Below are 16,653 nucleotides of genomic sequence, written 5' to 3' on the forward strand. Positions count from 1 at the left end.
GCATGGAAGATCACTCCGTCGTCGATGTGGGCGACGTACGCATGGCGTACCGCTCCTGGGGCGACCAGCACGGCAACCCGGTAATCCTGCTGCACGGAATTGGCAGCTCCGCCGCGAGCTGGGAGAAGGCCGGGCAGGCGCTCGGCGAGGAATGGCGGGTGCACGCACTCGATCTGCGCGGCCACGGCGAGAGCGACTGGCCCGACGAGTACGAACTCGAACTCATGCGGGACGACGTGCTCGGCTTCATCGAGGAGGCGAAGATCGACCGCGCGGGCGTGGTCGGCCACGGCATGGGCGGCATCGTCGCCTACCTCCTGGCACAGGAGTACCCGGACCGGGTGGAGCGCCTGGTGCTGGAGGAGACACCTGCCCCGTTCGAGGGCGCGCAGGACCCGCTTCCGCAGGACGGGCCGGTCGACTACGACGAGAACGCGATGGAGGGGATCCGGTCCCAGATCGAGAATCCGCCCCAGGAGTGGGTGGAGCGGCTCGGCGAGATCGTCGCCCCGACGCTGATGATCACCGGCGGCTCGGAGAGCGAGATGTCCCAGGAGGACCTCCCGGAGATGGCCGACCGCATCCCCGACTGCGCGCAGATCGCGCTCCCCGGCGGCCACCGGATCCACGAACGGCAGCCGCAGCAGTTCGCGGACAAGGTGAGCGACTTCTTCACCAGCTGAGGCGGCGCGCGGGGCACGGGCCGGGGACGGGCCGCGGCGTCCGGGGACGGCGGGCGGTCGCGACGTCGGATGAGGCCCGCGGCGTCGGGGACGGCGGGCGGTCGCGACGTCGGGTGAGGCCCGGGCCTCATCCTCGGGCACGGCCGCCGGACGGCGACCTCAAGCACGGAGGGCGGCACGCGACTTCAGGTGCGGCCCGCGGGCCGCGTTGAGGGGCCAGGCCCGGGGCCCGCGTCCTTGGGCGGGTGCGATGGGCGGGCGGCGACCTCCGGTACTGCGGGGCCGCGACCTCGCGCTGTTCGGTGCCGCGGCTCAGCGTCCGCCGCTCCCGGGTTCTGCCTCCCGCGCCTCGATCACCGCCGCCAGGTCCGAGCCTGCCCGGAGCAGGGCCACCGTCCGCGTGGCGATCTTGTCGAGCCGTTCCTGCAGGACACGCGCGGTCTCCTGCGGGCCGCCGCCCTCCCGGAGCCGGCCGAGCACTTCGCGCACGGCGGGGACCCCGTGTCCCGCGCCGCGCAGCGCCACCACGATCCGGGCCGCCGCCACGGCGGCGGGGCCGTAGCGGCGGGCCCGCAGCGAGGTCACCCGCTCGGGAGTGACCAGCCCCTCCTGCTCCCAGAACCGCAGGGCCGAGGCCCGTACACCGAGTGCACCGGCCAGCTCGGTGATCGTCATCGAGTCACCGTCGGCGCCGCAGACCCCGGTTGCTCCCTCCGTCGCGACCTCTCCACTGCCCCCGGCCCCCTCCTCCGCCGCGATCTCGCGCAGGGACTCCTGGGCACGCATTGCCTCGGTGCGTTCCCGGGCGAGCCGGACGTGGACCTCGCCGAGGGCCGAGGCGGCGTCCGCGAGGGACCCCTGCCACACCCCGGTGAGCAGCCGGCGGGCCTCGACGGGACCGGCCGCCTCCGCGAGTCCGCGGTAGGCGCGCAGCGCCCGTACGTGCAGCGGGCTGTAGGACCGGTAGCCGTTGGCGGCCCGGACCGCGGGCGGCAGGACGCCCAGCCGCTCCAGGTCACGGACCTGCTGCAGTGAGTACCCGGACTCCGCGGCCACCCGGGCGGTTCCCAGGGGCGCTCCCGGTGAGCCTCCGGTGCGTTCGGACATCGGCGAACCCCACACAAGCACTTGAAGGTGATGCTTGAACCATGACGACGACCACGAGTATGGACCAGATCATCGCCGCCGTGCGCGCCCTGCCCGGCGCGCTGGTGGTGGCCCCGCAGCCGGGTGACGGCCTTCCCGAGCAGGCGTGGGGCGACGCGTTCTTCTACCACGCCCCGGACGGCCGGATGCCGACGACGGTTCAGCCCTTCGCGACGATCGTCACCAAGGACCACCCGGGCGACACCGCTTCCGCCCTGGACGCGCCGGACCGCTGGCGGGTCAATGTGCACGTCGACCGGGCCACGTTCCGCGAACTCGTCGGGGCGCAGCCGCGCGAGGTGGACCGGACCGCCGTGGACCACACGGTGACCGACCGCGTGCTGCCGCACCCGGTGTACGGCGAACTCGGCTGGATCTGCGTCGTCAGTCCCGGCGACCGCACGACGGAGACGGTGCTGCGGCTGCTGCGCGCGGCTCACGAGTCGGCCCGGATCCGCTCGCTGCGGCGCCGAGGTGAGTGACCTGCTGAGTGACCTGACGGTCCGGCCGTTCGACCCCGGGCCCGGTTGACCGCTGCCGCCTGGACCTCGTGGTTACTGCGGATGCGGATCGGCAGTCGCTGTGATCCATTGATCAACATGAGCACGGCAACCGAGCCCCAGCCGGACCCGGCGCAGGATCCACCGCCGGGTCCCGCGGACGGCCGCAGGCGGAGGTTCAGCTTCCCCAGCGCCCTCACCATCCTGGCCGTCGTCACGCTCGGCGTCTGGCTGCTCGCCTTCCTGGTCCCCTCCGGCACGTACGACCGCGACGCGAACGGCTCGCCGATCCAGGGCACGTACCACCGTGTCCCCTCCGGCCAGAGCTTCACCGACCGGCTCGGCGACCTCTTCCTCTCGCCGGTGAACGGTCTGTACGGCGTGCAGGACGAGAAGTCCGGGCAGGTCGGCCCTGACCTCGCGGGCGAGCTGTACGGCAGCGCGGGCGTCTTCCTCTTCGTGCTCGCCATCGGCGCGTTCATCACGGTCGTCTTCGCGACCGGCGCCCTCGACCGCGGGATCGGCCGCCTCGCCCACCGGCTGCGCGCGCGAGGGGCGCTGCTGATCGCGGGCGTGATGCTGGTCTTCGCGCTGCTCGGGACGGTGGAGGGGTTCGCGGAGGAGACCCTCGGCTTTTACGGGCTGGTCGTGCCGCTGATGCTCGCCCTCGGGTACGACCGGATGGTGGCGACCGGCACGATCATCCTCGGCGCCGGGGTGGGGGTCCTGTGCTCCACCGTGAACCCCTTCGCGACCGGGGTCGCCTCCTCGGCCGCCGGAATCTCGCTCGGCGACGGCATCGTGCTGCGCGCGGTGATGTGGGTGGTGCTGACGGGCGTGACGATCGGTTACGTCATCCGGTACGCGAAACGCGTCCGGCGCGACCCCGGCCGTTCGCTCTCCGGTTTCCTGCCCGGCGACCACGAACAGTCGGCGGCGGAAGCGGTCGAACCGCCGCCGCTGACCGCGCTGCACAAGGTGCTGCTCGTCCTGGTCGCGGTCACCTTCGCCTTCATGATCTTCTCGGTCGTACCGTGGTCGAGCGCGTTGACCGGCGACGCGGACGCGACTCCCTACTCCTTCGAACTGGGTTGGTCCTTCCCGCAGTTGGCGGCCCTCTTCCTCGTCGCCGCGGTCGTGGTCGGACTCGTCGCGCGGTTCGGTGAGAAGAAGCTGAGTGCGACGATCACGCAGGGCGCGGCGGACTTCGTCTCCCCGGCCCTGGTGATCGTGCTCGCGCGCGGGGTCACCGTCATCATGAACAACTCCCGGATCACGGACACCGTGTTGCACGCGGTGGAGGGCGTCGTGACCGGGACGTCGTCCGCGTTCTTCGCGGTGATCGTCTTCGTGGTCAACCTGCCGCTCGCCTTCCTGATCCCCTCCACCTCGGGTCACGCGACGCTCGCCATGCCGATCCTCGCGCCGCTCGCCGACTTCGCGGGGGTCTCCCGCGCGGTGGTCGTCACTGCCTGGCAGTCCGCGAGCGGGCTGATGAACATGTGGGTGCCCACCACCGCGGTCACGATCGGCGGGGTGGCCCTCGCCAAGGTGGGCTACGACAGGTATCTGCGGTTCGTATGGCCGCTGTTGGTGATCCTGGCGGTCCTGATCGGCGGCTTCGTGGCGGCGGGCGCGGTGCTGACATAGGGCGTGCCCGAAGACCGCCCGCGGTGGTGACGTGGGGCGTGCCCGAAGGTCGCGCGCGGTATCGACGCAGGGCGTGCCCGAAGGCCGCCCGCGGTATCGACGCAGGGCGTACCCGAAGGCCGCCGCCCCGAAGGCCGTGCGAACCCTTGTCCGCGGCGGTCAACCGTGGCATACAGGTCTGGACCAATACTCCTGTCCTCCCGCGGGTCTCCCCGCGGCGACCCCACGGATGAGAGGTCCGGCTGTGCAACGCCCCACCGTTCGCGCCCTGACGGCCTGTTCCCTGCTGCTGCTCACCGCGACCGCCTGCGGGGGCGGCTCGCACGCGGCGCCGCCCGCCGACCGCACGAAACCGTCCACACCCGCGGGGGTGAGCGCCCAGGCCGGCAGTGCCACCTCCGTGCACGTCATGTGGAGCCCTTCGACGGACGACCGGGGTGTGACCGGCTACGAGATCTACGAGAAGGGGAAGAAGGTCAAGGCGGTCGCGGCGGAGACCACCATGGCCGACGTCGACCGGCTCGCCCCCTCGCAGGCGTACGCCTTCACCGTCCGCGCCCGGGACGGCGCGGGCAACCTCTCCGCCCCGAGCGCCGCGGTCGCCGCGAAGACCCCGGCCCCCACGCCGGACGACCGGAAGCCGCCGACCCGCCCCACCCTGCTGCGGGGCACGGCGGACGGCGCCCGCTCGGTGACGCTCTCCTGGCAGCGCGCCACGGACACCGTCGGCGTCACCTCGTACGACATCTACCAGGAGGACTCGCGCATCCACAGCGTGCCGGGCACCGAGACCCGCACCCGCGTCGAGGGGCTCCGCCCCGGCACGGTCTACACCTTCACGGTGCGGGCCAGGGACGCCGCGGAGAACTCCTCGCAGGACAGCAACTCCCTCGACCTGACGACCGCTCCGGGACCGGGCAAGGGCCCGTCCACCGCGCCCACGGGGCTGACCGTGACCGCGCGGGCGGAGGCGGGGGAGCGCACGCTGCGGCTCCGCTGGACCCAGCCGCGCACCGGCGGCGAGGTGAAGGAGTACCAGCTGTACCTGAACGGCAGCTTCGCCACCACGATCGCGTGGGGCGCGCCCCCCGAGCCGGGGCCCGTGACGTACACCCTCACCGTCACGGAACCACCCGGCACCCGCTACACCGTCAAGCTGCGCGCCAAGCTGCCGGACGGGAAATGGGGGGACTTCTCCGCCCAGCGGACGGTGGTCGGCGCCGGGAGCTGACGCCAGCGGTACGGGGCGCCGTCCCTCGCGTGCGCGGCGGGGCGGTACGGGGCGCCGATCAGCGGGCACAGGGTCGAGCCGCTCGTACGTGGCGGACCTCAGTCGCGCGGCAGCCGGCTGCCGCCGAACGCCCCGCTCCCGTCCGCCCGCCGCCAGAACGCGGCGAGGTCGTCCCGGCTCATCGAGCCCCAGTCCGGGGTTTCCTGCACGAGCGCGCGGCCAAGACTGCGGCCCAGGTCGACCATGGTGCGGCCGACGGGGGTGCGTTCGGCGCCGTACGCGGCGAGCGCCGCGCTCCCCGTGCCGGCGGCGACGAAGGCCGACTGGAGGGCGGTGGCGTCCTGCAGGGCCTTCACCGCCCCGGCCCCGGTGTGCGGACGGGCCACCGTCGCGGCGTCACCCACCAGGGCGAGCCGGTCGGTGGCGTACTGCGGCGCGGTGAAGTCGTACAGCGGCTGTACGAACCGCTCCCGCTCCGGGGTGGCCTCGATCAACGCGCGGAAGAAGGGAGGGAGTTGGTGCGCGGTGATCTCGGCGAGGCGGCCCGCCAATTCGGCGGTGAGCAGGCGCCCGCCCTCGGCCGGGAGGGTGAAGCCGGGCGGCGGCACGGTGTAGAAGACCCAGTTCACCCGGTGGCCGCCCGTGTCGTCGGGGATGCGGTAGATGACGATGTGCCCGCCGTCGAACACCACGTAGGCGCACTGGTCCTTGGGCCACAGATGCGCGTCGGGCAGCTCCGACTCGGGGTAGGCGCCCCGCCAGGCGAGATATCCCGCGTACTCGGGCTCGACGCCGGGACAGGCCGCGGTACGCACCAGGGAGCGGATGCCGTCGGCGCCGATCGCGAGGTCGTACGGCTCGCCGTCCAGCTCCACGCCACGGGAGGTGAGCTGGACCTGCTTGACCGCGCTGCCGGTACGGAAGTCCACCGATTCGGGCACCCGGGTGCGCAACTCCCGCCACAACGGGCCCCAGTTGTACGTGCGGAAGTCGAACTGCGACTCGGTGAGCGGGCGGCCGAGCGGCGAGGGCGCCGAGTCGTCGCGTACGTACCAGGTGCGGTGGCTCAGCCCGACCCACGGGATGTCGGCGTCCAGGAAACCGGCGGCCGCCAGCTCCGCGTACCTGACGCCGTGCACCGCGACCCCCACGCCACGCGCGGCCAGCCGCCCGTCCGCACGCTCGTACACGGTGATCTCGTCCGCGCCGCCCCGGTGCGCGGCCAGTGCCGCCGCACATCCGGCGATGCTGCCGCCCACGACGGCGACCCTGCTCTTCTTGATCATGTGTTCATTGTGGCAGGGGCGTTCAGGGCCCGACGAGACGGCGGTGCTCGCTCTCGTCGACCTGCTCGCCCGAGGAGGGCAGGAGCTGGGGAATGCCGTCGACGATCGGGTAACGCCGGTGCAGCCGCGGGTTGTAGAGGGCGTTCTCGGCGGGGAGCAGGGTCAGGGGGCCCTTGTCGAGCGGGCAGGCGAGGATCTTGAGCAGGGGGTCAGTGGGGTTCATGGCTCACTTCCTGTTCGGGGGCCGCCTGTTCGGGGGCGGCGGTCTCGGTGGAGGGCAGGGCCAGCAGGACCGCCACCGCGAGCACGGCGCCGACGACCCGCAGGGCCAGCCGCAGCGGGTCGTCGGGGAGGGACTCCCCGAAGGCGAGGGTGCCGAGCGTGGCGGTGTACAGACAGGAGGTCGTGGTGCAGACGGGGACCACGAGGGAGGCACGGCAGCGCTGCAGCGCGGTCTGGGAGAGCACCAGGCCGATTGCCCCCGTCACGAGCAGCAGATAGGGGTACGGGGAGGTGAGGATCGCGGCAGCGGTACCCGGCAGGTCGCGCAGGTCCAGCCGGCCCGACACGCCCTTGATGGCGAGGGAGCTGACCCCGTAGACGAGGCCCACGGCCACACCGTAGGGCACACCGCTCGTCGGCCTGGCGCGGGAGCCGCTCCTGCGGTCCGCCGCCGTGTACACCCGCACGCCCGCATAGATGCTCACCCCACTGAGCAGCAGGATCAACGGGGCGGGCGAGTCCGCGCCGACCACCTCGCCGCCCCGGTCCAGGGAGAACACCACCATCAGCAGCGCCGCCACGACCGCTGCCATCGCAAGGCGCTCGCGCCCCGAGGTGCGCTCGCCGAGCGCGCGTGAGGACAGCAGCAGGAGCAGCACCAGGCCCGAGATGAAGAGCGCCTGGGCGACGGCCATCGGCAGCGTGCGGTAGACCACGAGCTGCGCGGCGAACCCGCCCGCCAGTGCCAGCGAACCGCCGAGCCACGGCAGGCTGCCGAGCAGCAGCCGCACCGCGCGCACCGGGCGTCGCACGTCCAGTCCCGGAAGGGCGCCCAACGCCCTTTTCTGCAGCACGAATCCGGCGCTGTACAGAACGTTCGCGAGCAGCGCGGCCGCCACGCCCCACCACATCACCGGCGGCCCCGCTCTCCGGCGGCGCCGTCCCGTCGGCGCGCGTGCACCAGCAGGATCGACGCGGCGGACGGAGCGGCGCACGCCAGCCGGTCCAGCGGACGCAGCGGGCGTGGCACCCCGTGGAAGGGCGCGCCCGCGACGCGCACGACGTCGAATCCGCAGGCGCCGAGGAACTCCCGCAACGCGCGCGCCGTGTACAGCCGCAGATGGCCGACGACCTCCTTTCCCGGGCGCCCGTGGATGCCGCGCAGGCTTACCTCGGAGAACACCGGCTGCACACCGGCCAGCAGGAGCGCCCGGTTGTACCAGGCGGCCAGGTTCGGCGTGGACAGCATCAGGTGCCCGCCGGGCACGAGCACGCGGCGGATCTCCTCCAGCGCGCCGTCCGGGTCGACGAGATGCTCGATCACCTCGCTGAACAGCACCGCGTCGGCCGTCCCCGAGGCGAACGGCAGTCCGCCGTCGGTGAGTTCGCCCCGTACCGCGTCGATCTCGCGCGGGACGGCCGTGAACCGTGCCCGCGCGCGCCGCAGCGCGTCCTGCGACCAGTCGACGCCGACGATCCGGTGCCCGGGGAGCAGCGGCGCGGCGGTCACCGCGGCGGTGCCGTCACCGCAGCCGATGTCGAGGACGGTGGCGCCGGGGGTGCCCGCCAGGGCCCCGGCGAGCATCCGTGCCTGCCGCAGGCTGCGGGCGGCGCCGGAGGCGACGGGCACGGCGGGGTCCTCGTAGAAGTCGCGCAGCCGCGGCGCGGGGGCACCGGCCCCGGTCCCCGGGGCGTCGCCTGCGTCGCGCGCGGACGTCGTCCTCATGCGGAACCGCCCTCCTCGGCAGTGGCGTCGAGGTGCTTCTCGAAGAGTTCGCGCAGGTGCTCGCCGTCCCGCGGGCCGAGCAGGGCGCCCGACCAGCGCAGCGCGAGATGCAGCCGCCCGCCGGTGCTGGCGGTGGTGACGGTCAGCCCGCGCGGCATCCGGGCGGGCGCCGAGAACCAGACCGCGCCGGCCCGCCCCACCCCGTCGCCGAAGTCCAGCGGGTAGGGCACCCGCCCGATGTTGCTGAGCAGCGTCGTGGACGTCCACGGCGCGGCGACGCGGCGCAGTCGACGGGTGAGCGCGGCCCGCAGGGTCACGGGGACGACGGGAGCGGTCAGGAGCGTAGCGCCGTGGCCGAGCTGCGGTCGGGGCAGGGACTTCAGGGCGCGGGTGCGCTCCGCCGTCCGCCGCAGCAACGCCACCGTGTCCTCCCCCAACTCGTCCAGTCCGTACGGCACCTCGACCAGCCGCGTGCCGTTCCCGATGGGCATGTCCGCTCCCCTGGGGCGGTCGTCGACCGGCATGGTGATCCGCAACGGCCGCAGCCCACTGCCTCGTTCGCGGTTCCACTCGGCGATCATCCGGGCGGTGGCCACCAGCAGCTGGTCGTTGACGGTGTACGGAGCCTCGGCCGGCCGGCGCGGAACGGGCAGGTCCGCGACGAGCATGCCGTTGCCCGGCGCGCCGGGGGAGCCGGCGGCGACCCGCGCGACCGGACCGAACCCGCTCGACGGTGGCTGGAGTCGCGGGTGCGGTTCGGGTCTGGCGGGGGTGGCGCCGGTCGCGGGGGAGTTGTCCCGGCCGCCGTATATCTCGGCCGCCGTCGCCAGGATGCGCAGGCAGGCGGGCCCGTCGAGGGCGGTGTGGTTGATGACCAGGACGAGGACGCTCCCGATGACCTCCAGCCGGATCGGCGGCGAGAGGGAGAGCGGCGGAGCCTGCGCGAGGGCGCGGGCCCTGGCGAGGGGAAGGGCGTCGGGCCCCGGCGGGAGGAAGGTGACGACGTCGTCGGTGTCGGGCCGCCCGGTGAGCTCCCACTCGTAGCGGCGCCGGTACCAGGGGCCGGGGGCCTCGCGCATCAGTATGCGGGGGTGACGCCCGAGTGCGTCGAGGAAGGCGGAGCGCAGGCGCTCGGGGTGCGGGGGGTGGGGGAGGTGCACCTCGATGTGCACGGTCTCGGGTTCGCGGGGATCGAGGCAGTGGCGGGTGATCTCGTCCACGACGGTGAAGGGGGAGTGCGAGCGGGCGGGCGCCGGGCGGGGGAGCGGGTGCTGCACGGTGGTCATGGTCCGATCTCCTCGAAGGGGTGCGGGAGCGGAGTGCGGCGGTCGGTGGGTCGCGGGGGCCGCGGTGAGAGGGCCGGGTGCGGAGTGTGTGCGCTCCGTGCGGGGCCACCGAGGGGGCCCGGGGCGGAGGCGGTGGGTCGTGGGTGGGGCGAGGGCGAGGGCGGAGGCGGCGGGTCGTGGGTGTCGCGGTGGGAGGGCCGGGTGCGGAGTGTGTGTGCTCCGTGCGGGGCCACCGAGGGGGCCCGGGGCGGAGGCGGTGGGTCGTGGGTGGGGCGAGGGCGGAGGCGGAGGCGGTGGGTCGTGGGTGGGGCGAGGGCGGAGGCGGAGGCGGTGGGTCGTGGGTGTCGAGGTGGGAGGGCCGGGCGCGTGGCCGGTGCGCTCCGTACGGGCCACCGAGGGGGCCCGGGGCGGAGGCGGTGGGTCGCGGGTGCCGCGGTCGGAGGGCCGGGCGCGAAGCCCGTGCGTTCCGTGCGGGGCCGCCGCCCGGCCCTCCAACCCCGCCCCGGGTGCGGCGGTCCCGCTGCCCAAGGCGCGGGCGCGGGCCGCGACGCCCTACCGCCGCCCCTCTCTGCCCCGGAGCCGACCGTCTCCCACCGTCACCACCCCCGCGACCAGTGCCACCAGTGCCAGTGCCTGCGCGGTCGGGCCGAACGCGCCGGTCTCCGCCGACGCGGGTGACCCCGCGCCCCAGGCCGCGGCCACCCCCGCACCCGCCATCGCGAGCAGCGCGATCGGCGGCAGCAGGGAGTGCCGGAAGTGGGCGACCGCCGCCAGTACCGGGACCACGAGCGCCAGCGGGCCCGCGATCAGGACCATGACCACGGTCAGCGCCACCAGTCCGAGCACGGGCCCGGGGGCCGGGGGCGAGGCCGGTGCCGGCGCCGTGGCCGCGGTCGGCCCCGGACCGGACTGCGAGCCCGCCGCCGCGCCCGCCGCCACCGGCGCCCCGGAGTCCCTCCGGGTCCAGACCACCAGCCCCAGCAGCGCCAGCGCCGCGACCCCGCCCCCGATCAGCCCGCCCACGTACCAGTCCGCCGGGGCGAACTCCAGCCGTACCGTGCCGGCCGCCCCCTCCGGGACCAGCCAGCCCTGCTGCCAGCCGTCCAGCCGGACCGGCGTGAGCTCCTTGCCGTTCAGCGTCGCCCGCCAGCCCGCGTTGGAGTTCTCGTACATCTGCAGGTACGAGGCCTGGCCCGCGCCCACGGACACCGTGCGGTCGTCGCCCGTCCAGTCCGTCACTTTCAGATCACGGGCGACCGAGGAGGGCTGCGGCAACTCGCCGCGTCGCAGGGTGATGTCCGTGATCGCGAGCGGGCCCACGTCACCGGCCTCGACCCGGTGCGTGCCCGGGGTCAACTGAGCCGTACCGCCGCGCTGTTCACCGGCGCACAACGACACCTCGATCGGCCTGCGCTCCGTCAGGTCACGCAGGCTGCCGCTCGCGCTCGTCGCGTGCAACGTGCCGTCGATGGACAGGATCGGCCCCTGACCGCAGGGCAGTGCGAACGTACGGGACGGGTCGGGCTGCGGCACCCGGAAGTCCTCCAGGGCGGGCACGTACACCTCGCTCAGCCCGACCGGGAGCTGCAACTCGCCCTCCGCCACCGGGTTGTGAATGGTCAGCGGGGCGGACCTGGTGATGGTGATGTCGAGGCGGTCGGTGTTGATCGGCTCGAAGCGGGCCAGCCCGTTCTGGTCGACGGCGGACGTCGCCGCCCCGTCGGGCGAGCTGATCTCGACCTGCTCGGGCCGCGTCGAGAGGCCGCCCGCCGCCGCGAACACGATCTCACCGACCGGCCGCTTCTCGGGCCAGCGCAGATGCAGTACGGACTCGTTGCCCGCGATCCACGACGTGGTGAGGTCGCCGTCGACCAGGTTGCGGGGGGTGAGCGACGAGCCGAGCCGCGCCGTCGAGTCCGCGGTCGCCGTCAACTGCCGCCGCTGGTCGGGCGCGAGGCCGTACAGCAGCCGGTCGAGCGCCTCGCCGGGCACCGGCAGCGCCGTCGCCCGGAGCGCGTACGCCCCGTCCGTGCGTGTGGTGAACTGCCGGTGCAGCCCCACCTCGGCCGAGACCGGTGACAGCCCTCCGGGGTCACTGCCCCGGTGCAGGGAGATCAGCTGGGGGTCCGCAGCCGAACCACGGGCCGCGCCGCCGGCTCCGGAGTCCTCGGGCAGTGCGAGCAGCTTCGTCACCTGGACACCGGGCACGTCGACCGCGGAGAAGCCCGCGCCCATCAGTCCTGGCCGCCCCTGCTGCGCCTCCTCGATGGTGATGCGCAGCCAACTCGCCTGTCCGGTGGGCGCGTTGACCATTTGGGGCTGCCCGTTCGGCTGGAGTGGGCTCGTCGCACTGCCACGGTCCGTCTCCACCCGCAGCACCGTCGGCGCCGCCCGCACGCCGTCCGACGGGAGGGGGGTCACCCGTATCGTCGGCGGGACCAGGACCCGGTTGGTGAAGTCGACGCGCAGCCACTGTCCGGCCGGCTCCGCGGGGCTTCCCTCCGCCCACGCCGTCTCCGGGTTGCCGTCGAAGGCGTTGACCGGGTCGTACTGCGGCAGGTGGAACAGCCAGTTGCCGCTGCTGGACGCCGTGACCGACTTCGCGCCGCGCAGCACCGCCGTGGTCTGGTGCCGCGGGCCCTGGACGGGCAGGATCTGCCGCGGCTCCCGGCCGGGGTCCTGGACGTTGCCCGGATGATTGCGCTCGGTCGCGGTGTACGTGTACGAGGTGTTGGTGTTGACCAGCCCGAACCGGGTGTCGGCGCGGCGCAGTCCGTCCCCCGCCGCCAGGACCGAAGGAGCTTCAAGACCGGGGGAGTTGTCGCCCGCGAGCACCGCCGGGCGGTCCTTCATCGTCGCGTCGGCCGACAACTGGAGCAGCGACTCGGGCCCGCCGCTCACCACCGCGGTGTCCGCCACCGGCGACAGCTTGGCCCGTCCCGGCTCGGGGGTGCCCGCGGGCGGCTCGTACACCTCCACCGCCTGCTGCCTCGGGTAGAGGCCCTCGACCTGCACCGGGGTGTCGTCGGGGATCCGGCCGCCGGTCAGCACGGGGCCGAAGCCGGTGACCCGGGTGTAACCGGACGACTCCAGGGTCCGCTTCACCGTCTGGGGCGGTACGTAACCGATCTGGTCCGGGTCGAGGTCGTTGCGGACCACGACGTAGTGGAGGCCGGCCCTGCCCAGGTAGCCGGCGAGCCCGGGTACCTCGCCGCCCGACATCAGGGACTGCTCGACCGCGTCGAGCGCACGCCTGTTGCCCGGTGTGCCGAACGGTACGAAGTCCCGCTGCGCCCAAGGCGATTCGGCGAGGACGTCCAGCGGCTGGTCGATCGTCGAACCCCAGGTCTGGATGCCGTGGGCGGTCGCGGGGACGACCAGGGCGCGGCTGTCCGGGGAGAACTCCTCCAGCCAGCGGGCCGTCTGCTGCCAGTGGCCGGGGAGCTCGGTGAAGGCGCCGGGCTGCAGGATGGTGCCGTTGACGTACGGCAGCAGCAGGCCGGGAAGGACGAGCACCCCGGCCAGTACCGGCGCGTACCTGCGGCCCGGCAGGCGCCGTGCGCCACGGCGTTCGGCCGCCACCGACACCGCGTGCATCAGCCCCAGCACCAGGACCAGGGCGAGGCCCGACTGGAACTTGTAGATGTTGCGGAACGGGACCAGCCACCCGTTCAGCCAGTCCTGGACCGTGCCGGGGAAGAGGGCGCCGAGCGAACCTCCGTACCCGGCCAGGGTGACGAGGGCGACCGAGAGGACGACGAGCAGCAGCCACCGACGCTCGGGCACGTCCCTCCTGGCCAGGCCCGCGAGTCCGATCGCCGCCGCGCAGGCCGAACCGAGGACCGCGAGCGCGGAGGCGGCGACCGTCCACCCGGCGGGCAGCCACGCGTCCCCGAAGTGCAGATACGCCGTCCAGTTGCCCGCACCGCGCAGCAGCTCCGTCGCGGACATGGTGCCGGTGGTGGTCTCGGCCTGCTCCACGTACGGCATGAAGTTCTCGCCGTGGATGCCCAGCATCAGCAGGGGCACCACCCACCACAGAGTGGCGAGCAGCACCCCCGGTACCCACCACACGATCTGGGCGCGCCTGCGCGGACCCGCGGGCCGGCTGAGCAGGTACAGCGCCACGGGCAATAGTGCGGCGAGCGTGGACGCCGCGTTCACCCCGCCCATGAACGGCACGACGACCGCCGACCTGAGCGCCGAACTCCGCGCGTTCAGACGGTTGTTGACCAACGGGAGCAGTACCCACGGCAGCAGTGCGCCGGGCAGCGCTGCCGCCGACGTCGAGCCGACCACGATCGTGTAGGTGGGCCACAGCGCGTACGCGACCGCGCCCAGCAGTCGGGCCTGCGACGAACCCACGCCCAGCCGCTCCGCGAGCCGCAGTGCACCCCAGAACGCCACGGTCACCACGAGGGACAGCCACAGCCGCTCGGCGAGCCAGACCGGCAGCTGCACCAGGTCGGTCAGCGCGTAGTAGGGCAGCATCGGGAAGGCATAGCCCACGTACTGGTCGAAGATCCCGCCGAACCCGGCCCTCGAATGCCACAGCTCACCCAGGTCGGCGAGGAACCGGAACGGGTCGGCGGCCACCCCGAGCTTCGTCTCGAAGGTCATCTTTCCCGGCGAGACCGCCAGGAACGCGACCAGGACGGCGGCCCAGAACCCCAGCAGCCACCTCCGGGACCTGGGCCCGCCGTCCGGCCCGCGCCCGCCCGGCGGTGGCGCCGCGTGCGAGGGCGGGCCTGGCGGAGCCTGAAGAGTGCTGGTCATGGGCACCGCCGGAGGATGAGGAGGAGGTTCCAGGTGATGAACTCGCGCAGTACCGGCACCTTGGGGGCGAGCGTCGGCAGCAGCGGCCAGTAGCGGCCGCGCGCGCAGACGACCGACACGTCGCCGCGCGCCCTGACCGCGCGCAGGGTGGTGCCGATGTGGATCGGGAAGAGGTTCTCGCCGAGGGTGTGCTTGGCGGGTCTGCCGGTACGCCGCTCGTAGCCGCGCCGGGCCCGGTCGGCGCCCAGGTAGTGCCAGGGCGCCCACTCGTGCCCGCCCCACGGTGAGTACCAGTTGGTGAACGCCACGTAGATCAGCCCGCCCGGCCGGGTGACCCGCACCATCTCGCTGAGGAAGGTCTGCGGATCGGCCACGTGCTCAAGGACGTTGGAGGAGAAGCACACGTCGGCGGCCCCGTCCGCGAGCGGCAGCAGGTAGCCGTCCGCGAGCACCGCGCCCTGCGGCGGCCTCGCCCCGCCGGGCGTCAACTCCCGGGTGTCCGGCTCGAAGAGGTAGCTCTGCGCGCCGCGCCGCCGGAACTCCTCGGCGAAGTGCCCGCTGCCGCCGCCGACGTCCACCACCACCCGGCCCGCCAGGGGGACGTACCGCTGCACCTGGTCGGCGGCGTCCCTGGCGAGCAGGGAGTAACAGTGTTCGGGGTTCTGCTGCTCGCGCAGGAAGGCCCGGAACAGGGCGGCGGAACGGCGGAACGAGGGGTCCTTGAGGGTGCGGCCGGTGCTCCTCATCGCAGCGCGACCGCCCCCGCCGCCGGGACGGCGCCCGTGGGCGTGGCGGCGCCCGTCGGCGCGACGGCCGTCGGCGACCCGGCCGCGTCGGCTCCTACCGCCTCGGTTGCGGCCACCTCGGCCCCGGCCACCGGTGGCCCGGCCGCGCCGACCGCCTCCGCGGCGACGGTACGAAACCGGCTGACCGTGCTCGACCAGCGGAAGCGCTCCGCCCGGACCGCGGCGGCCCGGCCCATCGCCTCGCGCCGCTGCGCGCTGAGAGCGAGCGCGCACCACGCCGCGGCGAACGAGCTCTCGCCGCGCGCCAGCACGCCCGTCACGCCGTCGTCGACCGAGTCCCGCAACCCGGGGACGTCGAAGCCGATCGACGGCGTGCCCCTGACCGCGGCCTCGGTGACCACCAGCCCCCACCCCTCCACCGCGGAGGGGTGCAGCAACAGCCATGACTCGCAGAGAAGTTGGTGTTTCTCGGCCTCGGAGACATACCCCTTGAAGACCACTCCGGGCCCCGCCATGGCGGTCAGCCGCCGGCGCTCCGGGCCGTCCCCGACGATCACCAGCCGACCGCCGGTCACCGGGCGGACCCGCTCCCACAGCCGCAGCAACAGGTCGATGCGCTTGTACTCGACGAGCCTGCCCATCGCCAGGAAGACCGGCTCCGGCGAGCGCGGCGCGCGTACGCCCGGATCCTCGACGCCGTTGTGGACGACCCGGATGCGCTCACGGTCCACCCCGAGCGCGCCGAGCGCGTCCGCCGTGGACGCCGAGACCGCCACCAGCAGGTTGTCGCGCTGGGCGGCGGACAGCGCCCAGTGCTCCAGCCGTCTGCCGAGTCCCGCGGCCGGGCCGGGGAAGCGCATTCCCCAGAGTTCCGTGTGCACGTGATTGACCAGGCAGAGGGTGGGGCCGCGGTGCCAGAGCGGGGTCAGGTACGGAAGCCCGTTGCACACCTCGACCATCAGGTCGCAGCCGCCGACCTGCCGTTCGAAGGTGCGGCGGGCGCCGAGGAAGTGCCCCAGGTCGCCGCCGGCGGAGACGACCCGGTAGTCGCGTCGGGCGGCCGGGCCGCCGCACAGCAGGGTCACCTGGTGGCCGAGCGCGGTGAGCCCGGCCGCCAGCCGGTCGACGAGGAGTTCGGATCCGCCGGCGGCGGGGTTGTCCAGGTCGCGGCGGGAGAGGAAGACGATCCGGTGCGGTTGGACGGGAGACTCCTGAGGTTGTGGGGACCTCGGCGTCTGAAGGGGTTTCGCATCGTTCAGGGTGGGGGGTACGTGCTGGGGCATCCGAGCTCCAACTCGTTTCGAGGGTGCGGAACCAGTGGGTGAGGGTGTGTGCGGTGGCGGGTGGGTTCGCGTGCCTTTACGTGCATCCGTGTGTGGCTGTGTGTGCCTGTGTGGGTTT

General features: G+C 73.7%; 13 protein-coding genes. 4 read left to right on the plus strand and 9 right to left on the minus strand.

Annotated features, from left to right (window positions below):
* Positions 1-2: 2 nt before the first annotated feature.
* On the plus strand, positions 3-683 hold the full coding sequence (locus tag ACIQM4_RS02055) for an alpha/beta fold hydrolase (protein WP_401584676.1): 681 nt from the start codon (positions 3-5) through the stop codon (positions 681-683).
* 312 nt (positions 684-995) lie between these two features.
* Here the strand turns inward: ACIQM4_RS02055 and ACIQM4_RS02060 are convergent, their stop codons facing one another.
* Entirely contained in the window at positions 996-1,790 is a 795-nt protein-coding gene (locus tag ACIQM4_RS02060; RefSeq protein WP_401584679.1) for a MerR family transcriptional regulator, read from the minus strand.
* A 59-nt stretch (positions 1,791-1,849) separates the two neighbouring features.
* Between ACIQM4_RS02060 and ACIQM4_RS02065 the strand changes: the two genes are divergently transcribed.
* The 3 genes from ACIQM4_RS02065 (at position 1,850) to ACIQM4_RS02075 (ending at position 5,210) form a co-directional block, all read left to right on the plus strand.
* Positions 1,850-2,311, plus strand: a complete 462-nt coding sequence (locus tag ACIQM4_RS02065; protein WP_401586041.1) for a DUF6194 family protein — start codon at positions 1,850-1,852, stop codon at positions 2,309-2,311.
* A gap of 117 nt (positions 2,312-2,428) precedes the next feature.
* The gene (locus tag ACIQM4_RS02070; RefSeq protein WP_401584681.1) at positions 2,429-3,979 is read left to right on the plus strand and encodes a YfcC family protein; all 1,551 of its coding nucleotides are present in this window, start codon (positions 2,429-2,431) and stop codon (positions 3,977-3,979) included.
* A 229-nt stretch (positions 3,980-4,208) separates the two neighbouring features.
* Positions 4,209-5,210, plus strand: coding sequence for a fibronectin type III domain-containing protein (locus tag ACIQM4_RS02075; RefSeq protein WP_401584684.1), 1,002 nt, complete (start codon positions 4,209-4,211; stop codon positions 5,208-5,210).
* 98 nt (positions 5,211-5,308) lie between these two features.
* Here the strand turns inward: ACIQM4_RS02075 and ACIQM4_RS02080 are convergent, their stop codons facing one another.
* The 8 genes from ACIQM4_RS02080 to ACIQM4_RS02115 form a co-directional block, all read right to left on the minus strand.
* Positions 5,309-6,496, minus strand: a complete 1,188-nt coding sequence (locus ACIQM4_RS02080; protein ID WP_401584687.1) for an FAD-dependent monooxygenase — start codon at positions 6,494-6,496, stop codon at positions 5,309-5,311.
* 22 nt (positions 6,497-6,518) lie between these two features.
* Positions 6,519-6,719: a Trm112 family protein gene (locus ACIQM4_RS02085; RefSeq protein ID WP_401584690.1), complete on the minus strand. Its 201-nt coding sequence runs from the start codon at positions 6,717-6,719 to the stop codon at positions 6,519-6,521.
* Positions 6,706-7,629, minus strand: a complete 924-nt coding sequence (locus tag ACIQM4_RS02090; protein WP_401586044.1) for a hypothetical protein — start codon at positions 7,627-7,629, stop codon at positions 6,706-6,708. Before ACIQM4_RS02090 ends, ACIQM4_RS02085 begins: the two co-directional genes overlap by 14 nt.
* Positions 7,629-8,444, minus strand: coding sequence for a class I SAM-dependent methyltransferase (locus ACIQM4_RS02095; protein WP_401584693.1), 816 nt, complete (start codon positions 8,442-8,444; stop codon positions 7,629-7,631). Before ACIQM4_RS02095 ends, ACIQM4_RS02090 begins: the two co-directional genes overlap by 1 nt.
* Entirely contained in the window at positions 8,441-9,730 is a 1,290-nt protein-coding gene (locus ACIQM4_RS02100; protein WP_401584696.1) for a condensation protein, read from the minus strand. The genes ACIQM4_RS02095 and ACIQM4_RS02100 overlap by 4 nt, the downstream gene beginning before the upstream one ends.
* A gap of 552 nt (positions 9,731-10,282) precedes the next feature.
* Entirely contained in the window at positions 10,283-14,506 is a 4,224-nt protein-coding gene (locus ACIQM4_RS02105; RefSeq protein ID WP_401584699.1) for an alpha-(1->3)-arabinofuranosyltransferase family protein, read from the minus strand.
* The gene (locus tag ACIQM4_RS02110) at positions 14,503-15,252 is read right to left on the minus strand and encodes a class I SAM-dependent methyltransferase (protein ID WP_401584703.1); all 750 of its coding nucleotides are present in this window, start codon (positions 15,250-15,252) and stop codon (positions 14,503-14,505) included. The genes ACIQM4_RS02105 and ACIQM4_RS02110 overlap by 4 nt, the downstream gene beginning before the upstream one ends.
* Positions 15,249-16,535 carry a glycosyltransferase family 4 protein gene (locus tag ACIQM4_RS02115; RefSeq protein WP_401584706.1) on the minus strand — a complete coding sequence of 429 codons (1,287 nt, stop codon included), beginning with the start codon at positions 16,533-16,535 and terminating at the stop codon, positions 15,249-15,251. The genes ACIQM4_RS02110 and ACIQM4_RS02115 overlap by 4 nt, the downstream gene beginning before the upstream one ends.
* Positions 16,536-16,653: the final 118 nt, after the last annotated feature.

The organism is Streptomyces sp. NPDC091272 (assembly GCF_044757485.1).
Classification (GTDB): Bacteria; Actinomycetota; Actinomycetes; order Streptomycetales; family Streptomycetaceae; genus Streptomyces.